18 protein-coding genes, 1 tRNA gene and 2 pseudogenes are annotated in these 24320 nt (G+C 64.2%); 10 read left to right on the forward strand and 11 right to left on the reverse strand.

What is annotated here, in order from left to right; translation table 11 throughout:
• Positions 1-426 (reverse strand): ATP-binding protein (locus RWO33_RS05195; RefSeq protein WP_116806353.1); only part of this gene is annotated, 426 nt, incomplete at its 3' end.
• 273 nt (positions 427-699) lie between these two features.
• Between RWO33_RS05195 and RWO33_RS05200 the strand changes: the two genes are divergently transcribed.
• Both RWO33_RS05200 and RWO33_RS05205 read left to right on the forward strand, forming a co-directional pair.
• The gene (locus tag RWO33_RS05200) at positions 700-1752 is read left to right on the forward strand and encodes a DNA-binding protein (RefSeq protein WP_043549781.1); all 1053 of its coding nucleotides are present in this window, start codon (positions 700-702) and stop codon (positions 1750-1752) included.
• 45 nt (positions 1753-1797) lie between these two features.
• On the forward strand, positions 1798-2424 hold the full coding sequence (locus tag RWO33_RS05205; RefSeq protein WP_052167764.1) for an SEC-C domain-containing protein: 627 nt from the start codon (positions 1798-1800) through the stop codon (positions 2422-2424).
• 3 nt (positions 2425-2427) lie between these two features.
• On the opposite strand, the gene RWO33_RS05210 is transcribed toward RWO33_RS05205, so the two are convergent.
• The 6 genes and pseudogenes from RWO33_RS05210 to RWO33_RS05235 form a co-directional block, all read right to left on the reverse strand.
• Positions 2428-2530, reverse strand: a tRNA-Ile gene (locus RWO33_RS05210).
• A 92-nt stretch (positions 2531-2622) separates the two neighbouring features.
• Positions 2623-3174 (reverse strand): 3'-5' exoribonuclease, encoded by a 552-nt coding sequence (locus RWO33_RS05215; RefSeq protein ID WP_043549779.1) that lies wholly within the window; start codon positions 3172-3174, stop codon positions 2623-2625.
• 184 nt (positions 3175-3358) lie between these two features.
• Positions 3359-3673, reverse strand: coding sequence for a DUF736 domain-containing protein (locus tag RWO33_RS05220; RefSeq protein WP_043212069.1), 315 nt, complete (start codon positions 3671-3673; stop codon positions 3359-3361).
• Between the two features lie 759 nt (positions 3674-4432).
• Positions 4433-4642 carry a hypothetical protein gene (locus RWO33_RS05225; RefSeq protein ID WP_043549776.1) on the reverse strand — a complete coding sequence of 70 codons (210 nt, stop codon included), beginning with the start codon at positions 4640-4642 and terminating at the stop codon, positions 4433-4435.
• Positions 4643-4704: 62 nt separating this feature from the next.
• Positions 4705-6745, reverse strand: a pseudogene (locus RWO33_RS05230) (ParB/RepB/Spo0J family partition protein).
• Positions 6746-6823: 78 nt separating this feature from the next.
• Positions 6824-7651 (reverse strand): DUF932 domain-containing protein, encoded by an 828-nt coding sequence (locus RWO33_RS05235; protein WP_043549772.1) that lies wholly within the window; start codon positions 7649-7651, stop codon positions 6824-6826.
• Between the two features lie 713 nt (positions 7652-8364).
• Between RWO33_RS05235 and RWO33_RS05240 the strand changes: the two genes are divergently transcribed.
• Positions 8365-8742 carry a hypothetical protein gene (locus RWO33_RS05240; RefSeq protein ID WP_237761594.1) on the forward strand — a complete coding sequence of 126 codons (378 nt, stop codon included), beginning with the start codon at positions 8365-8367 and terminating at the stop codon, positions 8740-8742.
• Between the two features lie 123 nt (positions 8743-8865).
• On the opposite strand, the pseudogene RWO33_RS05245 reads toward RWO33_RS05240, so the two are convergent.
• Positions 8866-8952: pseudogene (locus RWO33_RS05245) on the reverse strand (DUF2958 domain-containing protein); the annotation flags it as partial.
• A 151-nt stretch (positions 8953-9103) separates the two neighbouring features.
• On the opposite strand from RWO33_RS05245, the gene RWO33_RS05250 reads away from it, so the two are divergent.
• The 7 genes from RWO33_RS05250 to RWO33_RS05280 all read left to right on the forward strand — a co-directional run bounded on the left by RWO33_RS05250 (position 9104) and on the right by RWO33_RS05280 (position 19768).
• Positions 9104-10258, forward strand: coding sequence for an ATP-binding protein (locus RWO33_RS05250; RefSeq protein ID WP_314102787.1), 1155 nt, complete (start codon positions 9104-9106; stop codon positions 10256-10258).
• Positions 10255-12480, forward strand: coding sequence for a S8 family peptidase (locus RWO33_RS05255; RefSeq protein WP_314102790.1), 2226 nt, complete (start codon positions 10255-10257; stop codon positions 12478-12480). The genes RWO33_RS05250 and RWO33_RS05255 overlap by 4 nt, the downstream gene beginning before the upstream one ends.
• Positions 12481-12534: 54 nt before the next feature.
• Positions 12535-13314 carry an RNA polymerase subunit sigma-24 gene (locus RWO33_RS05260; RefSeq protein WP_019184003.1) on the forward strand — a complete coding sequence of 260 codons (780 nt, stop codon included), beginning with the start codon at positions 12535-12537 and terminating at the stop codon, positions 13312-13314.
• Positions 13311-13904, forward strand: a complete 594-nt coding sequence (locus RWO33_RS05265) for a hypothetical protein (protein WP_043549764.1) — start codon at positions 13311-13313, stop codon at positions 13902-13904. Before RWO33_RS05260 ends, RWO33_RS05265 begins: the two co-directional genes overlap by 4 nt.
• A 3-nt stretch (positions 13905-13907) precedes the next feature.
• Entirely contained in the window at positions 13908-17336 is a 3429-nt protein-coding gene (locus RWO33_RS05270) for a UvrD-helicase domain-containing protein (RefSeq protein WP_043549761.1), read from the forward strand.
• A gap of 96 nt (positions 17337-17432) precedes the next feature.
• Positions 17433-18362, forward strand: coding sequence for a multiubiquitin domain-containing protein (locus RWO33_RS05275; RefSeq protein WP_043549759.1), 930 nt, complete (start codon positions 17433-17435; stop codon positions 18360-18362).
• Positions 18362-19768, forward strand: coding sequence for a ThiF family adenylyltransferase (locus RWO33_RS05280; RefSeq protein ID WP_043549756.1), 1407 nt, complete (start codon positions 18362-18364; stop codon positions 19766-19768). The genes RWO33_RS05275 and RWO33_RS05280 overlap by 1 nt, the downstream gene beginning before the upstream one ends.
• A 540-nt stretch (positions 19769-20308) precedes the next feature.
• Here the strand turns inward: RWO33_RS05280 and RWO33_RS05285 are convergent.
• The 3 genes from RWO33_RS05285 to RWO33_RS05295 form a co-directional block, all read right to left on the reverse strand.
• Positions 20309-20734 (reverse strand): DUF1016 N-terminal domain-containing protein, encoded by a 426-nt coding sequence (locus tag RWO33_RS05285; protein WP_058343302.1) that lies wholly within the window; start codon positions 20732-20734, stop codon positions 20309-20311.
• A gap of 75 nt (positions 20735-20809) precedes the next feature.
• Entirely contained in the window at positions 20810-22009 is a 1200-nt protein-coding gene (locus tag RWO33_RS05290; protein ID WP_053463563.1) for a site-specific integrase, read from the reverse strand.
• Between the two features lie 229 nt (positions 22010-22238).
• A complete protein-coding gene (locus tag RWO33_RS05295) occupies positions 22239-24248 on the reverse strand; it encodes a M13 family metallopeptidase (protein ID WP_145479832.1) in 2010 nt (669 codons plus the stop codon).
• Between the last annotated feature and the right edge of the window lie 72 nt (positions 24249-24320).

Below are 24320 nucleotides of genomic sequence, written 5' to 3' on the forward strand. Positions count from 1 at the left end.
AAGACCAGAAGTTCTCAGCCCTTTTACAACCGTCCGTGATTTCGGGGTAGAACCCTTGAGCTCAACCAGCAACCGGATGCCGGCGGTGTCTTGGCGCAGCGAGTTGTTGGTGCCGCGCAACGAGGCCAGTGCGGCGTCGCCGCCCAGATAGGCTTCGAGGGAGATCCGCGGCGGCGATGCCGGCGTCCCTGCAGCAAGCGTCGCCAAGTACTCCCGCACTGTGGGCTGGTGAAACAGGTGAGGCGTTAGCTCGTAGGCAAGATTGCGCCCATGCAACTGCCCGGTGACCACCGCGTGGATGGCCTCCAGCAGGGTGGACTTGCCGACCTCGTTGTCGCCCACCACCAGGTTCATGTGGGCGTTGAGCGGCAGGTCCAGATGCCGAAACGACTTGAAGTTTTCGATGACGATACGTTCGATCGGCATGCACAGTCCTTTGATGACCAACGGGCTCGGTGGCGGAGCCTGGCCGCACCCTGGCTGGCCTCCTTTCCGCTCTGGGCCAGACTACCCAGCGATCGCCGGCCTTGGGCGGTTTCGTACTATTTGGGGCGCTGGGAAGGGCATGAATCGGCCTTACGCGGGATAATTCAATATTATCCCGCGTGCGATAAGACCGCCGATTCAATCTGTCGGACCGTTGAATAGTACGTAATTACATGGTATGTAATACATTACGAAATACACGGGAGAGGACGAATGGCTCGTTCCGGCTTGTACAAAAGCGATGTGCAACGGGCCCGAGACAGTCTTCGGGCCGAAGGCAGGAACCCCTCGGTGGACGCGGTACGCGTGGCACTGGGCAATACCGGGTCCAAAACCACCATCCACCGCTACCTGAAGGAGCTGGAAGAGGAGGACGGGCAAGGCGTGGGCGCCAAGATTGCCGTCAGCGACGCCCTGCAGGACTTGGTCAGTCGTCTGGCCGAACGGCTGCATGGCGAGGCCGAAACGATGGTCGCGCAGGCACAGGAACGGTTCCAGGCCGAGCTGCACAAGCGCACCCAAGCCTTGGAACAGGCCCAGCAAGAGGCCGGGAACCTCAGCGCGCAGCTTCAGCGCACCGAGACAGCTCTGCAGACAGAACGCGAGGCGAGCGAAGCCGCCAGGGGCGAGGTGGCGAGCCGAACCACCGAGCTGGCACAACTGCAGGAACGCGTTGCGGGCCTCACGGCGCGGCTGGCAGAGCACGAAAGCCACGCCCGTTCCCTGGAGCAGAAGCACGAGCATGCCAGGGAAGCCCTTGAGCACTACCGCACATCGGTCAAAGACCAGCGAGAGCAGGAGCAACGCCGGCACGAGCACCAGGTGCAGGAACTACAGGTCGGCTTGCGCCAGGCCAACGAGGCGTTGACCGCCAAGAACCATGATCTGGTGCAGCTCAACCGGGAAAACGGCCAGTGGCTGGAGCGTCACACTCGACTGGAAAAGGAGGTGGCGCAGCTGCGCCAGACCATCCAGACGCAACAGGGCGAGCTCGATACGCTGCGCCTGACGGCGGCCGAACACCAGGCGCTGCAGGTGCGCTGGGGCCAAGACGCTCAGAGTTTGGACACCGCTCGGCAAGACCTCGCACAAGCCAGAACCGAGCTGGCCCAGGAGCGCGAACGACGCGAGCAGGCCGAGGCGGAAACGCTGCGCGCCACCGTGCGCCTGAGCACCTTGGAGCCGCTGTTGGCCCAGCTACAGCCGGCCAGTGCCGGCGGCAAAGGCGCCAAGCGGATCTCATCGGAAGAGACGCCGGCGCCATAGCCTGCGAAGAGAACACCCGGCGCAACGATCACAAGGAGCTTTGGCATGAGCGTAGTTACCACCACACCCCCGGAAATCACCCGTGCCGTGCGGCGCTTGACCGAATCCGTCGTGCGCGGCGCAGAGCCGGTCTATCTTGATGTACAGCCGGAAGCCGACGCGATCGTGCACGAGTGCTTTCCCAACGTGCAGGCCAAGGTCGCGCGCGACGGTGGTCAGATGCGGTGCGGGTGGCAGCTGTGGGAATGGCCGCACGTGCTGGTTGAGGCAGAATTCCATGCGGTGTGGGTCAGTCCAGCCGGAGAACTGGTCGACATCACGCCAAAGCCTGAAGGTGAGACACGCATTCTTTTCGTGCCGGATCCGCGAAGACGCTACGAGGGCCTGGCCATCGACAATGTCCGCATGCCATTACGCGATGACCTGCTGATCAAGCACTTCATCCAGATGTCCGAAGCGATTGTCCAGGTGATGAACCGCGGCGAGCGATCATCCCAGTATGGCGAGGTGAGCGTTCCGGCCAATGAAATCCAGCCTCTTCTGCAGGCCAGGGACTTTCTGGGTCAGTCACTCGGTGCGGGACTGCGCGAACATACGCCGTGCCTGTGTGGCAGCGGCAGCAAGTACAAGCGCTGCCATGGCGCGCAAGTAGAAGCATTCTTCCGTCGTTGACGGTGGTGCCCCTGGTCGGAATCGAACCGACGTGTACGCGCTTATCTGGCGCGTGCTCTCACCGGGGTATAAGGCCGGCGCTCTGACCAACATGAGCAACAGGGGCGTGATCGATCGATGCGATCACGCCGGTATTCGAGGGTCGAGCTGGCTCAGGCGGTTCATGGGGCAAGCATACCGGGGATGGACGCCATGCCGCTATCCCCGGGCGCGACGGTAGGAGTGGGCCCACGCCGGAGCAGGAATGCGGTCGGTCGCCACCAGCCAAGCCATCCGCAAGGCCTGCGCATCCACCAAGGCATGGTGGCGCCTGGCCCTATGTTCCGGATGGGCCGCGAACCAATCTTCCACCAGCAATCCCGGAAGGCCTTCCTTGGACATGCGTGTCATGACCGGGGCCGGCCGGGGCCCGCACGCGGCAACCTGGTCATCGGGTAACTCAAACCCATCCAGGGCGTACCGCAGCAGCTGGAGATCGTTCTGGAAATCCGCCATCACTGCCGGCGCGTCGACCTCGCTGAGGAAGGCGCGCAGCTCGGTCGTCAGGGCGGCATCAGGCAGGGCTGCGTCGCCGCGGTCTAGCAGCGGGTAGACGCTTTGACGAACGAAGTCGGTGGGAGCCTCGGGCAGGCTGGCTCGCTCAGCGTAGAAAAGGCGGTCTCCACCTTCGCTCACCAGCGCCAGACTCACCAGCTCGCTGCCCGTTACATCGGCCCACTCGGTGTCCAAGAAGTAGTACGCGGTGGCCATGATTGAATGGTGCCACAGCTCCCTGGGGAAGGGCCGAGTCTGGAAGCGCGGCCGAGGGTAGAATTCAGCGATCCATCAACCGGTTAGCGAAGATCTGGCCGTGTTCGTAACGATTCCCTGCCAACCCTCTAGGCTGTCAGCGAAAGGCGCCCCGCCGCAATGGGCGGGGCGCGGTGGGCGGCCGTCAGGCTGCCTTGGGCTTGCTGCGCGACCAGATCAGGTCGTGCGTGCCGTCCTCGTTCTCGATCAGGCGGGCATAGACCGTCGCCGGGAACGAAGGGTCGTCGATGCTCACGGACAGGTAATCCCGCCCGGCCTCACTGGTCTTCTTCCACGCCGCGCCGATCTCGTGGCCGGCCGCCTGAAGGTGGAAGTCGGGGGCGTTCTCGCTATCGCCCTTGTCGTTGGGAACCAGCTTGACCTTGACGTTGAGGGTCAGGGTGCGGAGCTGGCCGGTGAAGCCGTCTTTCTCTGCGGTGAAGGTGCCGATGTTAGCCATGATGTTTCTCCTTTCGGGTTGAACAAGGTCGCGCCAGTGCGTCCTTGTTGTGATCCGGCCGGCGGGGGATGGGCTGGCCGCACCGCGCAGCGGTCGCAACACCGTGGAGAGCCTGGAAGCGAAAAGAATTTGTCCCGCGAGGAATGCGCGCAGCGCAGGGGAAATTGTTTTCGCTGGAAGGTTGCGGCCATGAAGCCCAAGGCGCAGCCGCTCCCTCGCCAGGATTCACGACAAGCCAAGGACGCACGGGCCGCCCGCTCCCGAATGGAGACGTGGCCGACTCGGCATCCCCGCGTGACGGCTTCACCGGCTTGCGCCCTGACACTGGCAAGGCCAACACCCCAACGACGAGCGAGAACGCTTCTTGCCGCAGATTGCGACGACGTGGTTGAGGCGTGGCGTGGATGCTCCATAGCGAAGCCGGGGGGCGTGTCGGTGAACCGTCCTTCGTGGCGTACAAGCGCGAACCGCCAGCGTCGAGGACGGCACGCTTTGGCACAACCTGCCGCAGCAAGCGGGGGCGTAGCCCCACAAGCCCCGCCCATTGCGGCGGAGCGCCATCGAAACCTTGCCCGCGCCAGCGGGCGCCGATCGCTGTACCGCGTGCAAGGCACTTGCACGTCCACCACGTCGCCGCCTGGTCGAAGGCGGCGACGTGGCGATTGTGCTTTGGACGCTGGAACCGGGCGCGGCCACCGCCGCGCCCGGATTTCCGACCACCGGCCCCAAGGCGGAACGGCTTGGGGCCGGTGCTGCTCGTTATTCCTTGGTTTCGATAATCCACCACATGGCACGCGGCAAGGCGCGGCCTGTGATGGGATGCAAGTCGGTCAGGTCGGCGCAGGCTGTCCAGCCGGGGGGCGGACGGTAGCCGCGCACGTCGCCTTCGCCGTGCCAGCGGCGGGCGCGTACTGCGCCGGGCGCATAGATCGCCGCCATGCGTGGGCGGCTGGTGGTGGTGCGGGTCATGGGGGCTTCTCCTTCAAGCGAAGCGCCCCGATCGAGGCCGGGGCGCTTGCCTTCGGCGCGGGTCAAGCGGCCAGTGCTTCGGCGGGTTCATCCTCCATTGCCTCGGCATCCTCCGGGGCGTCCTGCGCCTGCGTTTCCTCCGGCGCAGCTTCCGGGCCTTCGGTCTTGAAGATGGCGGGCATCCAGCCCGTACCATCGGCCAGCCGTTCCGCCTCGCTGGCAATGTCGGCCTTCTTCAACTTCGCCAGCCGGGCAGCGTGCGACGGTGCGAACTCGCCCACGGCTTCCAGAATCGCGGCCTTCGGCACATGCTGGAAATACCCGTCTGCGGTGGGCTGCCACCATGCGGCCATGTCCAGCCCCACGGCCTGCGCCAGTTCCGCGCCCGGCTGGTGCGCCGTGGCGCGAGGCGTCACCACGTCCACGGTCGCATACCGCCAGCAGCCGCACCAGTTCGCCTTGCTCCATCGCCAGCAGCGCGACGAACAGTTCGGCGCTGTCCTGCGGCAGCGCTTCGCCCGCGACCTGCTGCAACTCGCGCAGGGCGACGGCGGCGGGCGACTCGGGCCAGTCGGGGGCCATGCCTTCCAGCCGGTCTTGCACTTTCAGGCTCACGCCCAGCGGCAAGTCGTGGCCGTAGTGGTTGTCCTGCAAGACGCTCTGCACCATGCCATGCACCAGCGCGGCCAGCGCGACTTGCGGATGGCGGGCGACTTCGATTTGCAGCGCGGCGGTGCGGTGCGCGCTCAAGCGCTGCGCCAGCCGGTCGGACAGGCTCGCGGCCTTGGGCTGCTCGGTGTCCTCGCCTTCGTCGTCGTTCCCTGCTTCGCCTTCCGCGCTGCCGAAACCCTGCCGCAAGCGTTCCAGCGTGCGCAGCGCCTTGGCTTCGGCTTCGCGCAACAGACCGCGATGAATCACGGCTTCGCCGCTGCGGTCGAGGGTGACGATGGCACCGGCGACGGCGCGCACGTCCGGCGCGTAGCCCTGCAAGGCTTCCTCCACGGCTTGCAGTTCCCCGGCGAGCTGTTCGCGGCGCGGTTCCAGCGCCTCGGTCTTGTCCCCGTCCTCGGCGTCGTAGGCGTCTTCAAGTTCGGCGTCGATCTTGTCGAGGCGGGTTTGCAGCGATGCAATGCGGCGGGCTTCGCGGGCGCTCGGTTCGCGGCGCTGGCGCGGCGCGTTCTGGAATGCCTGCCGCTCGGCGTAGCTCATGTGCGGCACGGCTTCCACCCACGCCCAACCCTCGGCGCGCACGTTCCCGGCCAGCGCATCCAGCTTGTCGCGCACCAGCGCTTCCAGCACTGCGGTATCGGTGAGGTAGGTTCCGGCATCGCCTTCCGCGAACAGGTCGCGGCGGATGCCGCCGCCTGCCTGCCGGTAGGCGTCCAGCCCGACGAAGCGCACCAGCGCGTGCGAGGCGTCGATTTCGCGCTCGGTCAGGCGCTCGCGCAGCTTGGACGGGCTGCGCTGCCATTCCGGCGCACCATAGATCGCGGCTTCCTGCGCGGCGTGGTCGTCGGTGATGGTCAGGGCCATCAACTGTTCCAGCGTGACGGCTCCGGCCCGGTAGTCGGCCAGCAGGCGCGGCGAGACGTTGGCCAGCTTCAAGCGGCGCTGCACCACCAGCGGAGTCACACCGAAGTCGGCGGCAATGTCTTCGATGGGGCGGCCTTCCTTGACCAGTGCGGCGAACGCCTCGAACTGGTCGGCCGGGTGCATCTGCTCGCGCAGCAGGTTTTCCGCGAGGCTGACGGTACGGGCCGAAGCGTCCGGCACCAGCAGGCAAGGAACCTCAAAGCCGGCGGCGATGCGCTTCTTCTTCGCCAGCAGCTTCAACGCAGTCAGTCGGCGGTCGCCGGCCACGACTTCGTATTGCTCGCCATCGGCGGTAAGAATGACGACGAGATTTTGCAGCAGGCCAATGCGGGCGATGCTCGCGGCCAGTTCGGGAATGGACAGGCGCGGGGTCTTGCGTGCGTTGCGCTTGGAGCGGCGCGGCAGCAACTGCGACAGCGGAACCAAAATCAGGTTCTTGGTCGGGTCGGCCACTTCCAGCGGCGCGGCGGTTTCGATGGCGCGGGTTTCGGTTTGGGTAACGGCGTTCATGGTGATAACTCCTAGCGGTTGGGATGCAGCAGCGAGAGAAGCGGCAAGGGCTGCTGCCTGCCCCTGCCGCGTGGGGATTCAGGCTTTCAACTGGCGCATGCCATCGGCCAGCAGCCAAAGCGCACGGTTTAGGCGGATGTTTTGGTCGATGCCCTGCACTGGGCGGGTCTGCTGGTGGCGTCCGTTGGCGCTGCGCCCGCGCAGGCCGCCTTGGGTCAGGTTCTCTTGCGTGCGGTTGAACACGCTCCACAAGTCCGGGCGGCGGTCATCAAAGCGGCGCGGCATCAGGACTTGCGATTCCGTGATGGGAGCGGGTTTGTCGGGGTCGTCGTACTTGAGGGCCAGCGCGGCGCGGGCGAACACTTCGGATTCACCATCGTTCAAGGTGATGGCGCGCATGGCATCGCGGGATTCCTGCACACGGTCGAAGCCGCGCAAGACTTCGTAAGCGCCTTCGATGACGGAACCGGCCACGTCGCCTTTGTGGGGCACTCGCACATCGGCCACGGTGTCGCCGCAGACAAGGCCATTGCTGCACACGAACCGAAATATTCCGGCCAGCATCTGATAGCTGCTGGTGCCGTCATGCGAGTTCAGCAGCACGATTTCGTTAGCCTCCGCGCCGTTGATCTGGCTGGCGTGGCGCAGGCGCAGCATGTGCTTGGTGTAGTCGCGGCGGTCGTCGTGGCGCACGCGGGTCTGTGCTGCCATAAAGGGTTCAAACCCTTCCTTGCGCAGTTCCGCCAGCACGGCAGCGGTCGGGATATAGGCGTACCGTTCGGAACGGCTTTCGTGCGGGGCGTCCGCGAAGATGGACGGGGCCACACGGCGGATTTGGTCATCGGACAGCGGGTAATCGCTGCGCAGCGACGGGGAACGGGAAGCGAATCGGGATGCGAGTTGCATTGCATTTCTCCTGATGAAAAGGGTTTCTGTTCAAACCGCACACCGGATTCCTAGATTCGGAGCCCAGCCTTTCGGCTGTTCGGTGCGGTCGGCACGAGGAACCCGGTTGGCCCTGTTGCCACCGTCTTTCCTGAGTTCATCGCCCGCGGCCAAAGGAGCGCGCGGACGGGGGCCGTCAAGGAGCCAAGCGCAGGGTTGGTGCGGCCCGCAGGCGCAGCCGAGGACACGGCCCTGCGCGCCTTGACGGCACATGGGAGCGGGCTACGGTCGCGGGTAAGGTGATGAAGTCAGGGGAGGCGGCTGGACAAGGCAACGGCCATCCCTGTGTGCCGACCGCACGCAAGCGAAGCGCGCAGGCCCGAAGCTGGAAGCCGGGCCGAAGGCGTCAGCCGAGCGGAGCGAGGGAACGATGGAAGCCCGACAGGGGCGAGACTCGCGCAGCGAGGCTCGATGCGCTACGCGCACGACAGCGCGACCGGCCATTGCTCAGATGGCCGGGGACGCCCGAACGCAAAGGGGCCTTTACGATGACGCCATGCCCGAGACAGAACACGCCGATTCCAACGATCCCCTGGAACACATGCTCCAGCGCTCGGAGGCCTTGCACGAACGGTTCAACGAACTGCTCGACGACGCCGAGTTCGACGGCTCTCCACGCGGCGCGACAGCTCTGGGCATGTGCCTAGTCGTCAACGAACACGCAACAGCCTTGCATGCTATTGATGGCGCTGGGCATGCCGACATCAGCCGTCAGCCTGATGCGGCTGCAGTTCAAAGCGCTGACCCGCGCGATGTGGCTCATCTATGCGGCCCCCGAGACAGCGATCGAGAAACTGTCGGCCCCGCTCACACGGGAAGCCGAACAGGCCGCCAAGAATTTGCCCAGCGCAAAGGGCATGATCGATCAGATCGGCAAGCGCGTCGGACAGGATGCGCCGGCAGCAGCCCATCAGACGCAGGTCCACTTCAAGGGCATCTCCTGGAACGCCATGAACTCGTTTATGCACGGCGGCATCCATCCCCTGCGACGCAATGCTGATGGCTTCCCCGTGCATCTGGCCTGGAGGTGCTGCGCAACTCGAACGGCCTGAGGACCATGATCGCCATGATGATGGCCATCCTCACCGGCGATGAAGCCATCACCATTCCGATGAGCAAGGCCCAGCCGGCGTTCGCCGACTGCCCGCCGGACTTGCTCAAGCCCTGATGGCCGGTCATACGACACCCCGCCCGACCAGGCGCGCCTCGCGCGCATAGGCGCTCAGGCGCTTCTCAGCGTGGAATTGCAGATCACGCTAGACGGCAAACCTGCCAGTCGACGACCGCGCTGTGACCGCCACTGCCGCAGCATCTCTTACCACTTGACCTCGCTTTATGAGATAATTACTTTAGTCCATTGAAGAATGTTTATTTTTCAATATAAATCAATGAGTTATCAAGGTTGCGGGCGAAATGAGAGAAGAGCAGTCAGATTTAGCCCAGATGGTCCGCCTGGCTTTGGCCGAGCAGAGTGAGGATGTGCGCCTGTTCACGGCGCGGCTGGTCCGCAAGTACCGAGGGACGGCGCCCGACTTGGCCGAGCAGCTCGAACTGTTCCTGAAGTCGAAGCCAGCACGCAGTGTCTCTCCCATGCGCAAGCTGTCGCCTCAGCCGTCAACGGCCCACGCCTTGCCGGTTGACGACGAATCCCGTCTCTCTCTCCTGAAGGTGTTCAAGGACGAACCGACGAGAGATGCGCCGCTGCTGTCCAGCGATGTCGAGGATTCACTGGGGCAACTCATCGCCGAGCGCCGGCAGAGCGATCGACTTCAGGCCATGGGGCTGACGCCGACCCGCTCGGCCATCTTTGTGGGGCCGCCCGGGGTCGGCAAGACACTCACGGCCCGCTGGCTGGCCGCGCAATTGAAGGTGCCGCTGTACGTGCTCGACCTGACAGCCGTGATGAGCAGCCTGCTGGGCAAGAGCGGCACCAACCTGCGGGCGGCCATCGATTTCGCCAAGCGCGAGCCTTGCGTGCTGCTGCTGGACGAAATCGACGCTATCGCCAAGCGACGCAGCGATGACAGCGACGTAGGCGAACTCAAGCGCCTGGTCACGGTGATCCTGCAAGAAGTCGACGAATGGCCTGCCAGCAGTGTATTGCTGGCGGCCACCAACCACCCGGAACTGATCGATCCGGCGCTGTGGCGACGCTTCGACCTGGTGGTCCAGTTCAAGACGCCCGATGAACAGGCGGTCAAGGAAGCCATCAAGCGATTCCTGGGGCCGGACTACGCCCTTTTTGCCCGTTGGATCGACATCCTGGTGTTTGCATTCGCCGGCCATTCGTTCAGCGACATCGAGCGCGACGTGCAGCGCTTCCGGCGTGCCGTGGCGCTGGGCACGACCACCGACGCTGATCTGGTCGAAGACTTCATGAAGGCGCGTGCTTTGGCGCTCGATAGGCAGGGCCGCATCGACCTGGCAGTGATGCTGGCCAAGCAGACCCGCCTGTCCCAGCACACTGTTTCCGACATCACCGGGGTGAGCCGGGACACGATCCGAAAGTACACCAATGAGACGTCTGCGGTACGAAAGGCCGCACAACGGAGAAAGGCTGACGCATGAGCCAAACCAATTTCCTGATCGGTCGTGGCGAGCTGCTGACCCATGACATCGTCGGCCCGAAGCGCATGCCAGGCAAGGCCGAGGTCTACACGTTCGCGCAGGCGCGGGAGCGAATGGTTCCTCAGTTCCGCAGTGCAAGCAAGGCGCTGGACGAGCTATCTGCTGACGCTTGCCCGGGCGACTTCGCGGTAGCCCGGATGATGATGAATCCCAGCTTCATCGCGCGCTCGTATTTTCCGACAGGACTGCTGCGTAGTACGGGACTGGAGTCCATCGGGAGCCGTACCGTCAAGGTCAAGCCGCAGGCCTGGACCCGCAAGGGGCAGCCGCATGAAACCACAACGACCGAACTGTTTGTCGCCGGCAAGCGCCAGGCTTTCCGCAACCTCTCCCGATGGACGGAAACCATTGAGGCGGAATCCGACGAGGGCGAAGATCTTGCCCACATCGAACAGTTTGCCGCCTTTGCGCCAGCAGAGCGAATCGTGGGCCTCGGCGGCCCGAAGGATCGCTTTTTCGAAGTAGGCCTACATCTGCTACCGGATGAAGACCCGGGCCTAATCCAGAAGGCTTTCGTGAAGTTCGCGCAGCGGGAAGGCGTGAAGGTCCACAGTGAAGTCGATTTCATCGCCGGCAATCTGTGGTTCGTGCCGGTCGAGGGCAAGCCGCGCGACATTGAGCGGTTGGCCAGCTTCGCCTTCGTGCGGGTGATCCGTCCCGTGCCAAAGCTGCGTGGTATCCGTCCCTTGCAACGCAGCGGTGGGCCCTCAGTGGGATGCAGCCTCCCCACCGAACAGGCCCTTTCATCCGAACCTCGTGTCGCCATCCTGGACGGTGGCCTGCCCAAGCACCATCCGATCGGCCCCTGGCTGCGCTCGTACCGCAAGCTCGACGAAGACGCCGACGATGATCCGGACGGTCCGGAGCATGGCTTGGGCGTGACCTCGGCCGTGCTGTTCGGTCCGATCCAGCCCAACGGTACGGCCGGCAGGCCGTTCGCCCCGGTGGACCATCTGCGCGTGCTGGACCAGGAGGCGGGCGGCGAAGATCCATTGGAGTTGTATCGCACACTCGGTCTCATCGAGCAGGTTCTGCTGTCGAGGTCCTACGAGTTCATCAACCTGAGCCTGGGCCCCGATCTCGAAGTGGAGGACCGGGAAGTCCACGCTTGGACGTCCGTTATCGACGAGTTGCTCAGCGACGGCGACACGCTCATGACGGTGGCCGTTGGCAATAACGGAGACCGGGACCGCGAGCTCGGCTACAACCGTGTGCAGGTTCCATCGGATTGCGTGAATGCGCTCGCGGTCGGCGCGGCCGACGACACCGATGCTGGCTGGGCACGCGCGCCCTACAGCGCGATCGGGCCGGGCCGCAGCCCTGGCGTTATCAAGCCAGACCTGATGGCGTTCGGTGGCAACCCAGCAGCCAAATACTTTCACGTGTTGGCGCCGAACGTGAAGCCGGTGCTGACGCCGCAGTTGGGTACCAGCTTCGCGGCTCCGTACCTGCTGCGTAGCGCGGTCGGCGTACGCGCGATCCTGGGCGGAGATCTGACGCCACTCGCCATCAAGGCCCTTCTGGTTCACGCGGCCGATCCTGGCGAGCATGATCCGGTCGAAGTGGGTTGGGGCAAGATTCCTGAGGACACCCTCGACATTATCACCTGCCCGGATGGTGTGGCCCGCGTGGTCTACCAGGGCGAGCTCAAGCCCAGTAAGTACTTGCGTGCCAGCCTGCCGCTGCCCAAGGAAGGACTGCTCGGCAATGTGCGTCTGAAGGCGACGTTCTGCTATGCCTCACCCACCGATCCGCAGGATGCCGCGGCCTACACCAAGGCCGGCCTCGAAGTCGTCTTCCGGCCCAACGACGAGAAGATCAAGGACGGCAAGAGCAACGCGGATACCAAGGGCTTCTTCGACTTGAAGAAGTTCGCCACCGAGCAGGAGCGGCGTTCGGATCAGGGCAAATGGGAAACTGTGCTGCACGGGGCCAAGACCTTCCGTGGCTCCAGCCTCAAGAACCCCGTTTTCGACATCCACTACAACGCCCGCGACGGCGGCGGCCGGGCCACCACTGGTGCCGAGAAGATCCGCTATGCACTGATCCTCTCGGTCGAGGCCCCGAAGCATGCTGATCTCTACAACGACATCTTGCGTGCCTATGCCAAAACCCTCGTGCCGATCCAGCCGCAGGTGTCCTTGCCGATTCGTGTTCGGTGACGGTGGAAAGGAAAACGCAGGTATAGAGCGGGCTGACGGGCAAGGAGAAGATCGATGCCGAAACCCTTGAGAAGCAAGGACAAAAACGGGGAGCCGTTCGCGCGACCACCGGAGATCGACGCCTGTTTGCAGAGGCTGGAGTCGATCGATGCCGCGACACGCCTGCAGGCCTTCACCGTCGCGTCGAGGAAGAGCGACGGCTATGTGCCGTCGGAAGCACTGACATATTTCCTGCGGCGTGCCCATGCGACGGGCGCAAAGGACGAGTTCAAGCAGCTTTTCGGACTGCTCATGAAGCGCGTCGGGCAGTCTCTGTTTGCATCGATCCCGGACTCTCGTATGGCCGGGGCACAAGACATCCGAGAAGAGGTCATGAGCCGATTCGCTGAGCGAATTGCCAAGGACTGCAGCGGCCGCTTCGCTATGCTGGATTTCTTTGAAGTGCGGTTCGACCTAGCATTCGCCCGGTTCCGCAAGACCGTGCTGAGGCAGATTGGTCCGGCCTCGGTCCTTACAGTGCCGCTGTCCACGGATGACGATGAGGGTCAGGACATTTCACCGGAGGTCGAGGCAGCAGCGGCCGACTTCCTCGGAGGCGACCCTCAAAAAATTGACGACCCGGCTTTCCGGTTGGAGTTGGACGCTGCGATTGACGCATTACCAGACGATCAGAGACGGGTCGTTGGCTTGCTACGGCAAGGCTTCCAGATCGACTCGAAGGACCCGAACATCATGACTATCGCGAAGATGCTCCAGTGCGATGAGAGAACCGTGCGCAATCGCCGCGACCGTGCCTACAAGACCCTCAGGTCTGTTCTGCAGGAGGACGCATGAGTACGTCAAAGCCTTTCGCTGCAGACGAGGAATCTGTGCTGATGGCGTTCTCCATGGAGCCCAACCATGGCCGGGAAACGCTTGAACGCTACATTAGGGAGTACCCGCAGCATGCGACCGCGCTGATCGACTGTTCGATCGATCTGCTTTATGAGGCGCCAGAAGGCGATGTTCCGGCGACCGAAGTGCCGGACAGCGCGATTGATAAGGCCTGGCAGCGATTCGAGCGGGCTGTCCAGCAGCCCGATGCGGAGGTTGCGAATCCGTTCACCAAGCTCAATACGAGCAGCTTCAAGTCGCTCGCACGCAGCCTGGACGTCAGCAATCTCTTCCTCATGCGGGTGCGCGATCGGGCCATTCGTACTGCCACCATTCCTGCCCGATTCGTCGAGAAGCTTGCGTCAGAACTGGGTGTCACCGTTCAAGCTGTGAACGCATACCTGCAGGGGCCACCGGGCATGGTTTCCGGACACGCTTTTCGGTCAAATGTGAAGCCGAGTGTGGGCGAGCAGATCACGTTCGACCAAGCTGTTGCGACTTCACAACTCACGCCGGAACAGCAGGCGACGCTAAAGGCACTGTCGGACTGAACGATGGACGCCACCGAGGCCGCTCGACTGGAAGCAGAACGCCTGCACCGTGCGAACGTCGCGGCCGGCGGAGATCCGACCCGGCCTTTAGTGTTTGCGCTTCAGGAAGCCTCAAATCGCGGTTTGGATGTGTACGCGCTGCGAGAAGGAGACCCACAGCTTAAGGGAGGCAAAGCCACGTTCGACTGTCAGGCTGGAGGCATCCTCTACGAGGATCGTGGATCGGACTTCGAGCGTGCGTTTTTGATTGCACACGAACTCGGCCATGTCGTGCTGGAAGGTGGCACACTCGACGTGGTGACGGTGTATGTCGAGCCCGACCGATCGCTGGAGGACGCGCCGGTGGGCGTCGATCGTGTCCTTGACTACGGGGCGCGCGAGCGACGTGAAGTGAAGATGGACCTCTTCGCGCGAGAGTTCCTGCTGCCGCGCTCCGTGTTGCGCGACTTGCATATCTACGACGGGCTGGGATCCGACGCGATCGCGACGCGCTTCGGCGCACCGCTCGCTGTAGTGCAGCAGCAGCTCCTGGATGCACTGCTGCTGCCACCCGTCGGGGAGCCGCACCCCGCGGGCGTCCGCGCGGCGGCGGGTCCGCTCACCCCAGACCACACGCAGGCTCAGGCGGCCGCACATAGGGGCTTGGCATTCCAGCTGCAGGCAGGGCCGGGCACCGGCAAGACGCGGACGCTTGTTCGCCGCATCGAAGTGTTGCTTGCGGATGGCGTCGATCCCACCACGATCCTGGTACTCACTTTCTCCAACAAGGCGGCCAATGAACTGTGCGAGAGGATTGCTGCGAGAAACCCTGTTGCGGCGGCAGCGATGTGGATTGGCACATTCCACGCATTCGGCCTGGACATCGTTCGCCGTTTCCATGACCGACTCGGACTGCCCGCAGACCCGCGTCTGATTGACCGGACGGAGGCCATTGAACTCCTGGAGGACGAGTTTCCGCGGCTCGACCTGAAGCACTATCGCAATCTCTGGGACCCAGCCCTGGATTTGAGCGACATGCTGAGCGCGATCTCACGCGCCAAGGATGAGGTCATCGATGCTGCGGGTTATCGCGCCCTCGCGCAGTCTATGGCGATCCAGGCGGGGGCCGACCAGGACGCCGCGGTCCGCGCGCAGAAGTGCCAGGAGGTCGCCATGCTCTTCGAGGCGTACGAACGGCTGCTGACCGCGCGCCATCTACTGGACTTCGGTGACCTGGTAGCGCTGCCGGTGCGTCTTGTCGAGGGTAGCGCCGAGGTCAGGGACGCACTACGTGCTCGCCATGAGCATGTGCTGGTAGATGAATACCAAGATGTCAACCGCGCCTCGGTCCGGCTCCTGAAGGCCATCGTCGACGGCGGCCGCAACCTGTGGGTTGTCGGCGATGCACGCCAGTCCATCTACCGCTTCCGCGGCGCCTCCGCGACAAACATCGCACGCTTTGCGATCGATTTTCCCGGCGCGCAGGCCGCGCAGCTTGGCATTAACTATCGCTCCGACGAGCGGATCGTCAATGTGTTCACCGAGTTCTCGCGCGGCATGCAAGCATCCGCCGGTGCGTTGCCGCTGAACCTGCAGGCCGAACGTGGCTCTACAGGAGCAGGGGTTGAGCTTCGCGTTGCCGGATCGCCTGGCGATGAAGTCTCCGCGATTGCAGCGTCGATCACGGCCCTGCACGAGCAGGGTATTGCCTATGGTGACCAAGCGGTGCTGTGCGCATCCAACGCGCGCCTGAACGCCATTGCCGAAGGCCTTGAGGCCAGGGGCATTCCCGCGTTGCACTTGGGTAGCTTGTTTGAGAGGCCGGAAATCAAGGATCTGCTGGCGTTGCTCTCGCTGGTGACCGACCCGCGGGCGGCCGCGATGGTGCGCGTGGCAACCATGGCTCGGCACCAAATGCCCTTGAAGGATGTCATGCGGGTCATTGAGCGGCTGCGGACGACGAATCCAGCTTCGCTGGATTGGTTGGCAATACACGCCGGAGTGGATGGCCTGGCAGACGGCAGTCGAGAAGCGCTCTCTCGCCTGTCCGCGCTCTTTGCAGGTGTGAACGCATCGACCGACCCCTGGCTCTTACTTGCTGGATGGACGATCGATGGTCTCGGACTCGCGAAGACGCTTTATTTAGCTGGTGATCCGCAGAGTCGCATGCAATGTCTGGCTATCTGGCAGTTCTTGAACTTCTGTCGCCGGCAGCCAAGAGGCCAAGGCATGCCAGTGGTTCGCCTGCTTGATCGCGTCAGGCGGTTAGTTCTGCTCTCTGAGGATCGTGGATTGAGCCAGTTGCCCCGCAGTGCCGAGAACATCGAAGCAGTGCGCCTGATGACCATCCACGGAAGCAAGGGGCTGGAGTTCGATGTCGTTCATTTACCTGGCATGGTAACGTCCGGCCTACCGCGCAACAACGTGCCGCCGCGTTGTCTTCCGCCGGACGGTCTGATCCATGGTTCGGAGGGACTGACAGGCATCGAGGCGGTGAAGGCCGGCCACGACGAGGAAGAAGAGTGCTTGTTCTTCGTAGCGCTTTCGCGAGCGCGCGATAGGCTGCAGCTGTATGCCTACGCCAGGCAGGCAGATGGTCGTACGCGTAGCGCCTCCAAGTTTATCGCCCCGATCGACCGACTCCTTGTTCGTCCGGTACCGGTGCCGTTGCAAGCCGGCTCGACATCGACGGGCACGCCGCTCGCCATCACATGGCAAGGGCGTCCCCAATGGACCGACATCCAGGTCAACCTCTTCGAGCGGTGCCCGCGCCGCTTCTTGTACACGCACGTGCTGAGGCTTGGAGGTCGGCGAACTGAAACCGCATTCATGAAGATGCACAACGTCGTGAGCGACGTGTTCGATTGGTTGAAACGGGAGCACGAGACGACAAGTCCCACGGTCGACGAGCTGGCAGCACGCTTCGAGGAGGCCTGGTGCTCCAAGGGTGCGACAGAGCATGGATATGCGGAGGACTACCGCCGCATCGGCAAGCGGCTCGTCGATTTCCTCATCGAGAGCCGGAATCGTGACGTGGCCGCGCCGGCGCCACCGATCTCGCTGGGTTGGGCCGAGGGCGAGATCCTCGTAACCCCGGATGGTGTAGCTCACGGAGCCGGTGGCCGGGTCACGGTGCGGCGCGTCATGACGGGCAAGCAGCGCTCGAACGCCTTCGATGATATTGAGTACACAATTCTCCAACTCGCCGCCGTCCAGGCTTATGGACCACATGCGCAGGTCGAGGTGACCTACCTCACCAGCGAAACCATCCAGCCGATGGAAATCACGTCGCGCAAGCTGGAATCCAGGCGCGAGAAGCTGCAGACCTTCCTTCAGGCAATGCAGGCCGGGCAGTTCCCCTCTAAGCCCGAGGCTCGTAGCTGTCCGCGCTGCCCGCACTTCTTCCTCTGCGGCGAGTTGCCCGGAGGGGGGTGGGTACAAGAAAAACTTTGATCGACCTTTCCGGTCTGGCGCTGGGCTGCGATTGACCAAGTAAGGGGCTAGAAAACCTGCAATCCCGCAGATGACGGCTCCCTATGAGGCAATCAAATGCAAACCCAAACCACCAGCGGTGATGACCGCTTCGATGTCGAAGATGTTGCTGCGGCGATCCGCGAAGGCCGCAGCCTGCGGCCAGCGGCGCTCTACCGGATCATCGTCCTGGACGACCAGCTCCACGAACGTCACGTCGATCTCTCCGATCCGGTGCCCACCGGGCGCCAGATCCTCCAGGCCGCCGGATCGCGCCCGGCCGATGAGTACAGCGTTTATGCGATTTTGACCTCTGGCGAATTCGAGGACCTGCGTCTGGACGAAACCTACGATCTGCGCGGCCGCGGTGCGGAACGTTTCGTCATCTTCCAGACTGATCGCGCGTTCAAGTTCACGATCGATGACCGGCAACTGGAGTGGGGCAAGCCCAGCCTCAGCGGCCGCGTGCTCAAGACGCTGGCCGGTGTCCCGCCAGAGACCTACGACGTCTATCTCGAAGTGCGTGGCGGGGGCCAGGACATTCTGATCCGAGACGGCGACCTGATCGATCTGGGTAAGCCGGGCATCGAGCGCTTCATCACGCTGATCCGTGACACCACTGAGGGGCTGCTCACGCTGCCCGAAGCGGACCAGCGCTATCTGAGCAGCCATGGCGTGGCTTTCGAGATGGTGAGCGACGGTGCGCACACGGGCGTCATCTTCAAGCAGTTGCCGCTGCCCTCCGGAAAGCTCAACCACGCCACGGCCGATGTGCTCGTTCTCCTGCCGCCGGGCTATCCCGATGTTGCGCCGGACATGTTCTATTGCGACCCGTGGCTGACGCTGCAAAGCGTTGGGCGCTACCCGACCTGCGCTGACCAGGCCCACGCGTTCCAGGGCCGCAGCTGGCAGCGCTGGTCGCGCCACAACACAGCGTGGCGCCCGGGCATCGACGGCCTGCACACTATGCTCAAGCGCATCGAGCACGCCCTGGCGGAGGCGAAGTGATGTCGCCGGCCGCTCTGGACATCGTCCTGCTGGAGCCGCACGAGGCGGCCCTGCGCTTGCTGCTGCAAAGGGAAAACGGTGCCGAGGCGTCCGCCTACGTGCTGTTCGGCAAGGCTGACATCTCGGCAGACCCCTGGTCGGGAGTGCCTCGCACCAGATTGATCTCGCACGAAGTCATCCCCGTCGCGGCCGATGAAATGGTCTCCGCATCGCCTGTCCATGTCACATGGTCCACCCGCGGCTTCATGCGCATTCTCGGCATCGCGAAAGAACGGGGCTTGGTTGCGGGCCTGGTACACACGCATCCGAACGCGGCAGCGTTCTTCTCCGACCAGGATGACCGAAACGAGTCGGAGCTGGCCCGGACGACGTTCAACAAGGGCGTTTCCGGCCTAGCCAGCATGGTGTTCGGCCGCGATGACGCCATCGCGGGCAGGCTCTGGACTGCACCCGGCAAGACGGTCATGGCATCCTCGATCTCGCTGGTAGGAAGCCAGATCAAGATCGCGCGCACGGTGGCTGCGGCTGACGAAGATCAATTCCTGGCGCGGCAGGCCGCGCTCTTCGGCCAAGGGTTCAATCCAGTCGTGCGCGGGCTGCGGGTGGGTGTCGTAGGGGGCGGCGGCACGGGCAGTGCTGTCGCGATGCTATTGGCGCGGCTGGGCGTCGGCTTTCTGGGGCTGATGGACAAAGACACCATTGATGTCACCAATCTCAACCGCGTGCATGGCTCGCGCACCGCAGATGTGGACGCCGGCTTGGCCAAGGTGGACATCCTCGCGCGCGAGATTCGCGCCGCGGGTCTCGGCACCCAGGTCGTCACCAAAGAGGAGTGGATCGGCCATCCTGATCTGCGCGATCTGCTGCGCTCCTGCGACGTGCTGTTCGGCTGTACCGACGACCATCAGGGGCGGCTGACGCTCAACCGCCTGGCGCACTACTACGGCATCCCGCTGATCGATGTGGGCCTGCGCATGCGCGCGGCACGCAGCGGCGCGGACTACGACATGACGGGGCGCGTGTCGACGATTGGGCCCGGCAAACCTTGTCTCATGTGTCTGGGAGTAGCCGATCCGCGCCGCGCTGCGGCCGAAGGACTCCGGCGCAGCGACCCGGCCGAGTTCGAACGGCGTAAGGCGGAAGCCTATGTGGACGGCGGCGGCGACCCGGCGCCTGCGGTGGTCACGTTCACCACGGCCATCGCCTGCGCGGCCGTCGATGAACTCATTCAGGGACTGACCGGTTTTCGCGGTCCTGCGGGCATGTCGCACAACAGGATTCGCCGCTTTGACCGCGTAGAGGATCGCACCATGACCTGCCGACCCTTGGCGTCTTGCCCGGTTTGTGCCAGCCAGGCGAGCTGGGGACGCGGCGATGTCAACCCATTTCTTGGCGTTATCGGATGACCATGAAGCGACTTATCGCGCGAGCGCTGCGCCGCCTCGGGTGGCTGCAGTACAACCTGCTCGTTTACCCGGTGGCGCAGCATCCGGGCAATAATGCCGTGCCGCCCGGAGAGCTGTGGCTGGTCATCGACACCGGCGTTAAGAAGTGGGCTTGCATGAGCTGCCCCGGCGGTTGTGGCGTGCAGATATCACTTTCCCTTAACCCGGATCGACGACCCCGGTGGTCTGTCGAAACAGACTTCTGGGGGCGACCAACCATGTCGCCCTCCATCCACCAGCATCGGGCATGTTCCTGTCACTTCTGGGTAAAGAAGGGTTTGATCGAGTGGTGCCGGTAGAGACCCACCCGGCACCATGTCTGGCCGATACGCAATCGACGCTGTCGTCGGCAAAGGTGCAGCCTTTGCCAAGCTCCGGGAGAAATCCACCATCCGCTGGTCGACTGCTGTTTAAGATCAGATTCCGAATATTCGTCCTTGAGGTTCAGTGACTCCAACTCATACGAGCTCTTGATTGCATCGTCAGGCTTTGGCGGTGCGCTCATAGAAGTGGCTGCCGATCTGCCATTCGAGCTGGCGCACCGCGCAGCGCCTCGGCCTCGTAGAACCGACGGGCATGGTCATCCTTGACCGCCAGCAGCCGGACATAGGCCGACCACAGCAACGTGAAGACCAGGGCCAGTTCGGAGAGGTCAAATTTCCGAGACAGCGTCTCGGAAATTGCCTCAAGGGGGTAAGCGGCAAAGAAGCGCCGCATGTTTTCCAGGTTGTCCGGGCTGAACCCGCGCCCAAAGCGCGCCGTCAGACCGGCGGACAACCGCGCCATCAACTGCTCGCCGTAACCGGCCCGCCGCCTGCCTTTCTGCTCGGCTTCGACGATCCGGCGGCCAATCTCCCAATAGCTGGCCGTCATCAGCGCATTGACACTGCGCGCCGCTGCTTGGCGCGCGGCATCCAGCAGTTCCACGATGCCGCCGTGGATGCCAGCATAGCCAGCCCCGGTAAGGCGGCGGGTTCCCTACTGCTGCGGGCGTCTTCCTTGTCATGCTGTCACCTCCATAGAACGGGACGCCCCGGTAATCGCCAGCCGCCGATTCGCCACCAGCTCGGCGGCATCCCGCACCGGCTTGTCCTCGGTATGTACGTAGTGCATAAACATCGCCACGGTCTTGTGACCTGTGAGCTTCATGCCCACTTTGGTTGGCACGCCTGAGTTGGCAATGTCGGTCGTCGCTCGATGGCGGATGCCGTGCGTGCCGACGTGCGGCACGCCGGCGGCCTTGAGCACGCGCTTCCAACCGCCGTAGTGTTCTCCATGCGTCAAATGCCGGGCTGGGTCGTTGGGCGACGGCAGGACGTAGGGGCAGCCCTCCCGGCGCGGCGCCGTCGAAAGCAGCCGATAGGCTTCCTCGCTCATGGGCTTGGAGATACCGCCGGTCTTGCTGTCGCGCCAGACGACGCGGCGCTTCTCCAGGTCAACCCAGCCCCATTCGAGCGGGCAGATTTCGGAGCGGCGGGCGGCGAACTCGAATTGCAGGCGGATCGCCAGCGGGATGACGTAGTTCTCCAACCCTTCCGCCTCCAAGTGTTCCAGGTGGCGGAAGATCCGCACCAGCTCATCGTCCACGATGAGCCGGGTTTCCTTGCCGGGCGGAAACATCGGGACGTGACGGCACGGATTGGTGCCGTCCGGGCGCAGCCCCCACACTTCGGCCAGGTTGAACATCTTGCGCAGCACGCCAAAGGCGCGGTTCGCCTCGGCCGGCTTGTAAGCCAGTTTCTTCATCAGCGCGGCCACGTCCGGGCGCTTGACGTCCTGCACCTTCATCCGGCCCAAGATCGGGATGATGCAGCGGTCGATGACCCCCTGATAGCCGCGCTGCGTGCTGGGCTTGTTGCGCTGCTTGGAGTAGTCCTCCATGAAGATGGTGCAATACTCCTTCATGGTCGGTGCCTTGCGGGCGGCATTCTTGGCCGCGCTAGGGTCACCGCCCCGGCGAACCTCGGCCAGCCACTCCTGCGCCATGACGCGGGCCTGCTCGACGGTTAGTTCCCCGTACTGGCCCAGGGCGGGCTTGCGGCGCTCGCCGGCGTTCGTGCGGTACTGGAGCATGAACACCTTGCGGCCTGCCGGGGTGATCTTGCACAGGAAGCCGGGCACCACGGTGTCCCGGAGTTCGACGGCCTGCGCCTGGGGCTTGGCGGCATCGACGGCGGACTTGGTGAGTTTGATTCTTGCCATGATGACTCCTCGGAAACCCCGGTTTCCAAGAGCCACATGGGAGCCACGCGACCGGAAGCCGGGTCAAGTTTCGGAAAGCACCGGCATATGATGGACGCGCCTAAGTCTTTGATAAACCTGCTGTAGCGGGTTTGGGCGCAGTCCAGCGAAGTACCGGGCTGGAGTCATCGTCAAACAAAAAAAGGGGCGCTCGAAGGAGCGCCCCTTTTTGTTTTCACCAGCGCTGGACTCAGCGCCAAACCTTGATCTGCTCAGCGTCCACGCGCTGCATCGGCTGGCCCGGCTTGCAGGTGTAGGTGGCGCCGAAGGCCGGCAGGTTCGACAGCGGGCCATTGGTGCGCCACTTGCCTGGCGCCATGGTGTCCGAGGTCAGGCGCTGCGCCGCTTCGTTCGGCGACAGCTGCTGTGGCCACAGGCTGGCCCAGGCACGGAAGAAGCCCTGCTGGGTGGCCGGCTTGGCGTCCGGTTCCGCTGCGCGGTAGGCCGCCCAGGCCAGTTCCAGACCGGCCAGGTCGGCCAGGTTCTCTTCGCGGGTCAGCTGGCCGTTGACCTTCGCACCCTTGACGCCGGGGAAGTCGTAGCCGCTGAACTGCGCCGCCACGCGGCTGCCCAGCAGTTCCCACGCGGTCTTGTCGGCCGGCGTCCACCAGCTGCGCAGTTCGCCCTTGGCGTCCACCAGCGAGCCCTTGGCGTCGATCGCGCGGGTCAGCTCATGCGCGACCAGCGCGCCGTAGCTGCCGTACTTGTCGGCGTTGTCGGCCTTGGCATTGAACACCGGGCCCTGCAGCACCGCGGCGGTGACGATCAGGCGGTTCTGCGCGATGTCATAGGCCAGCGCCGGCTGCTGCGGCAACACGTCCCAGCGACGTTCGGCGTTGCCCTTTCCGATCCGCTTCATTTCTTCGCGGTGGCGCCAGGTCGAGGCGATCAGCATGTTGCTGCCGAAGCTGCCACGGCCCATCGGCTGCACGCTGTAATCGAGGTCGCGCAGCGGGGTGCCGATCTCGATCTTCAGCGCGGCCAGCTTGGCCTGCGCTTCGGCCTTGGCTTCGGCGCTCAGCCAGCTGCTGGCCTTGACCGATTCGATCTGGGTTTCGCGGATCTTGTCGGCGATCACCGCCGCCTGGCGGCGGTCCTCGGCCGACAGGTGGCGCGCGGCATACTCGCGACCCAGCATCGGGCCGGCGGCAACGTTGATGGCATTGAGCACCTGCTCCCAGCGTGCCGGGGCCAGGGTCTCGCCACGGATCACGCGACCGCGGAACTCGAACTCGGCATCGCGGTAGGCCTTGGACAGGTAGGGCGCCATCGCGTCGCCCACGCGCCAGCGCAGGTAGGCCTTCCACTGCTCCGGCTTGATCCGGGTGACCATGCCGTCGAGCTGCTTGAACAGTGCCGGGTCGGACAGCGAGACCAGGTCATCGCTGACGCCCTGCGCCTTGAGGAACGCCTCCAGCTGCAGGTTGCGGTAGCGGCTGTTGAGCTCCTTGGTGGAGATCGGCGCGTAGTTGTTGAACGGGTTGTTGATGCCGGCCAGCGACTGCGCGTTGCGCGCCAGCTCGGTTTCCAGCGCGATCACCGCCTGCGACTCGGCGTCCAGGTCGGCCGGCTTGGTGCCGGTCAGCGCCAGGATCTGCTTGACGTACGCACGGTAGCGCCCCATCAGGGCCACCGTGTCGGCGTCGGTGCGGGTGTAGAACGCCGGGTCCGGCAGGCCCATGCCACCCTGCATGAAGTAACCGATGTGGCGGTCCAGTGCCTTCAGGTCGATGTCCGGGGCGAAGTTGAACGCAACCGGGATGCCGACCTGGTGCAGCGCGGCGATCGAGGCCGGCACGTCCTTGGCCTTCTTGATCGCATTGATGCGGGTCAGCAGCGGGGCGATCGGCTTGGAGCCGTCGGCCTCCACGGCCGCTTCGTCCAGGCCGCTGGCCCAGAAGTCGCCCAGCAGCTTCTGCACGTTGCCCTGCGGCGACTGCATCGCACCGTCGAGCAGTTCACGCTGCTGCACGCGGGTACGTTCGGCCAGCTGGCCCAGGGCGGTGGTGGCGCCGGACTGCGGCGCCGGGTTGGCCTTCAACCAAGCGGCATTGGTGGCGTCGTGGAAATCGCTGCACTGCGCGCTGACCGCAGGCGCACGGCTGGCGGCCTTCTTTTTCGGGGCGGCGGAGGCGTCGGTGACGACCAGGGTGGCCAGGCCCAGGCCGAGGGCGATGGCGAGCGGACGAAGGTTGGGCATGCGAAGCGAATCCAGGAGGATTGAAGACCGCGGAACTATAGCAAGCCCGCATGAAAACGCGGCATTCACCGA

The organism is uncultured Stenotrophomonas sp. (assembly GCF_963519925.1).
GTDB lineage: Bacteria > Pseudomonadota > Gammaproteobacteria > Xanthomonadales > Xanthomonadaceae > Stenotrophomonas > Stenotrophomonas maltophilia_AE.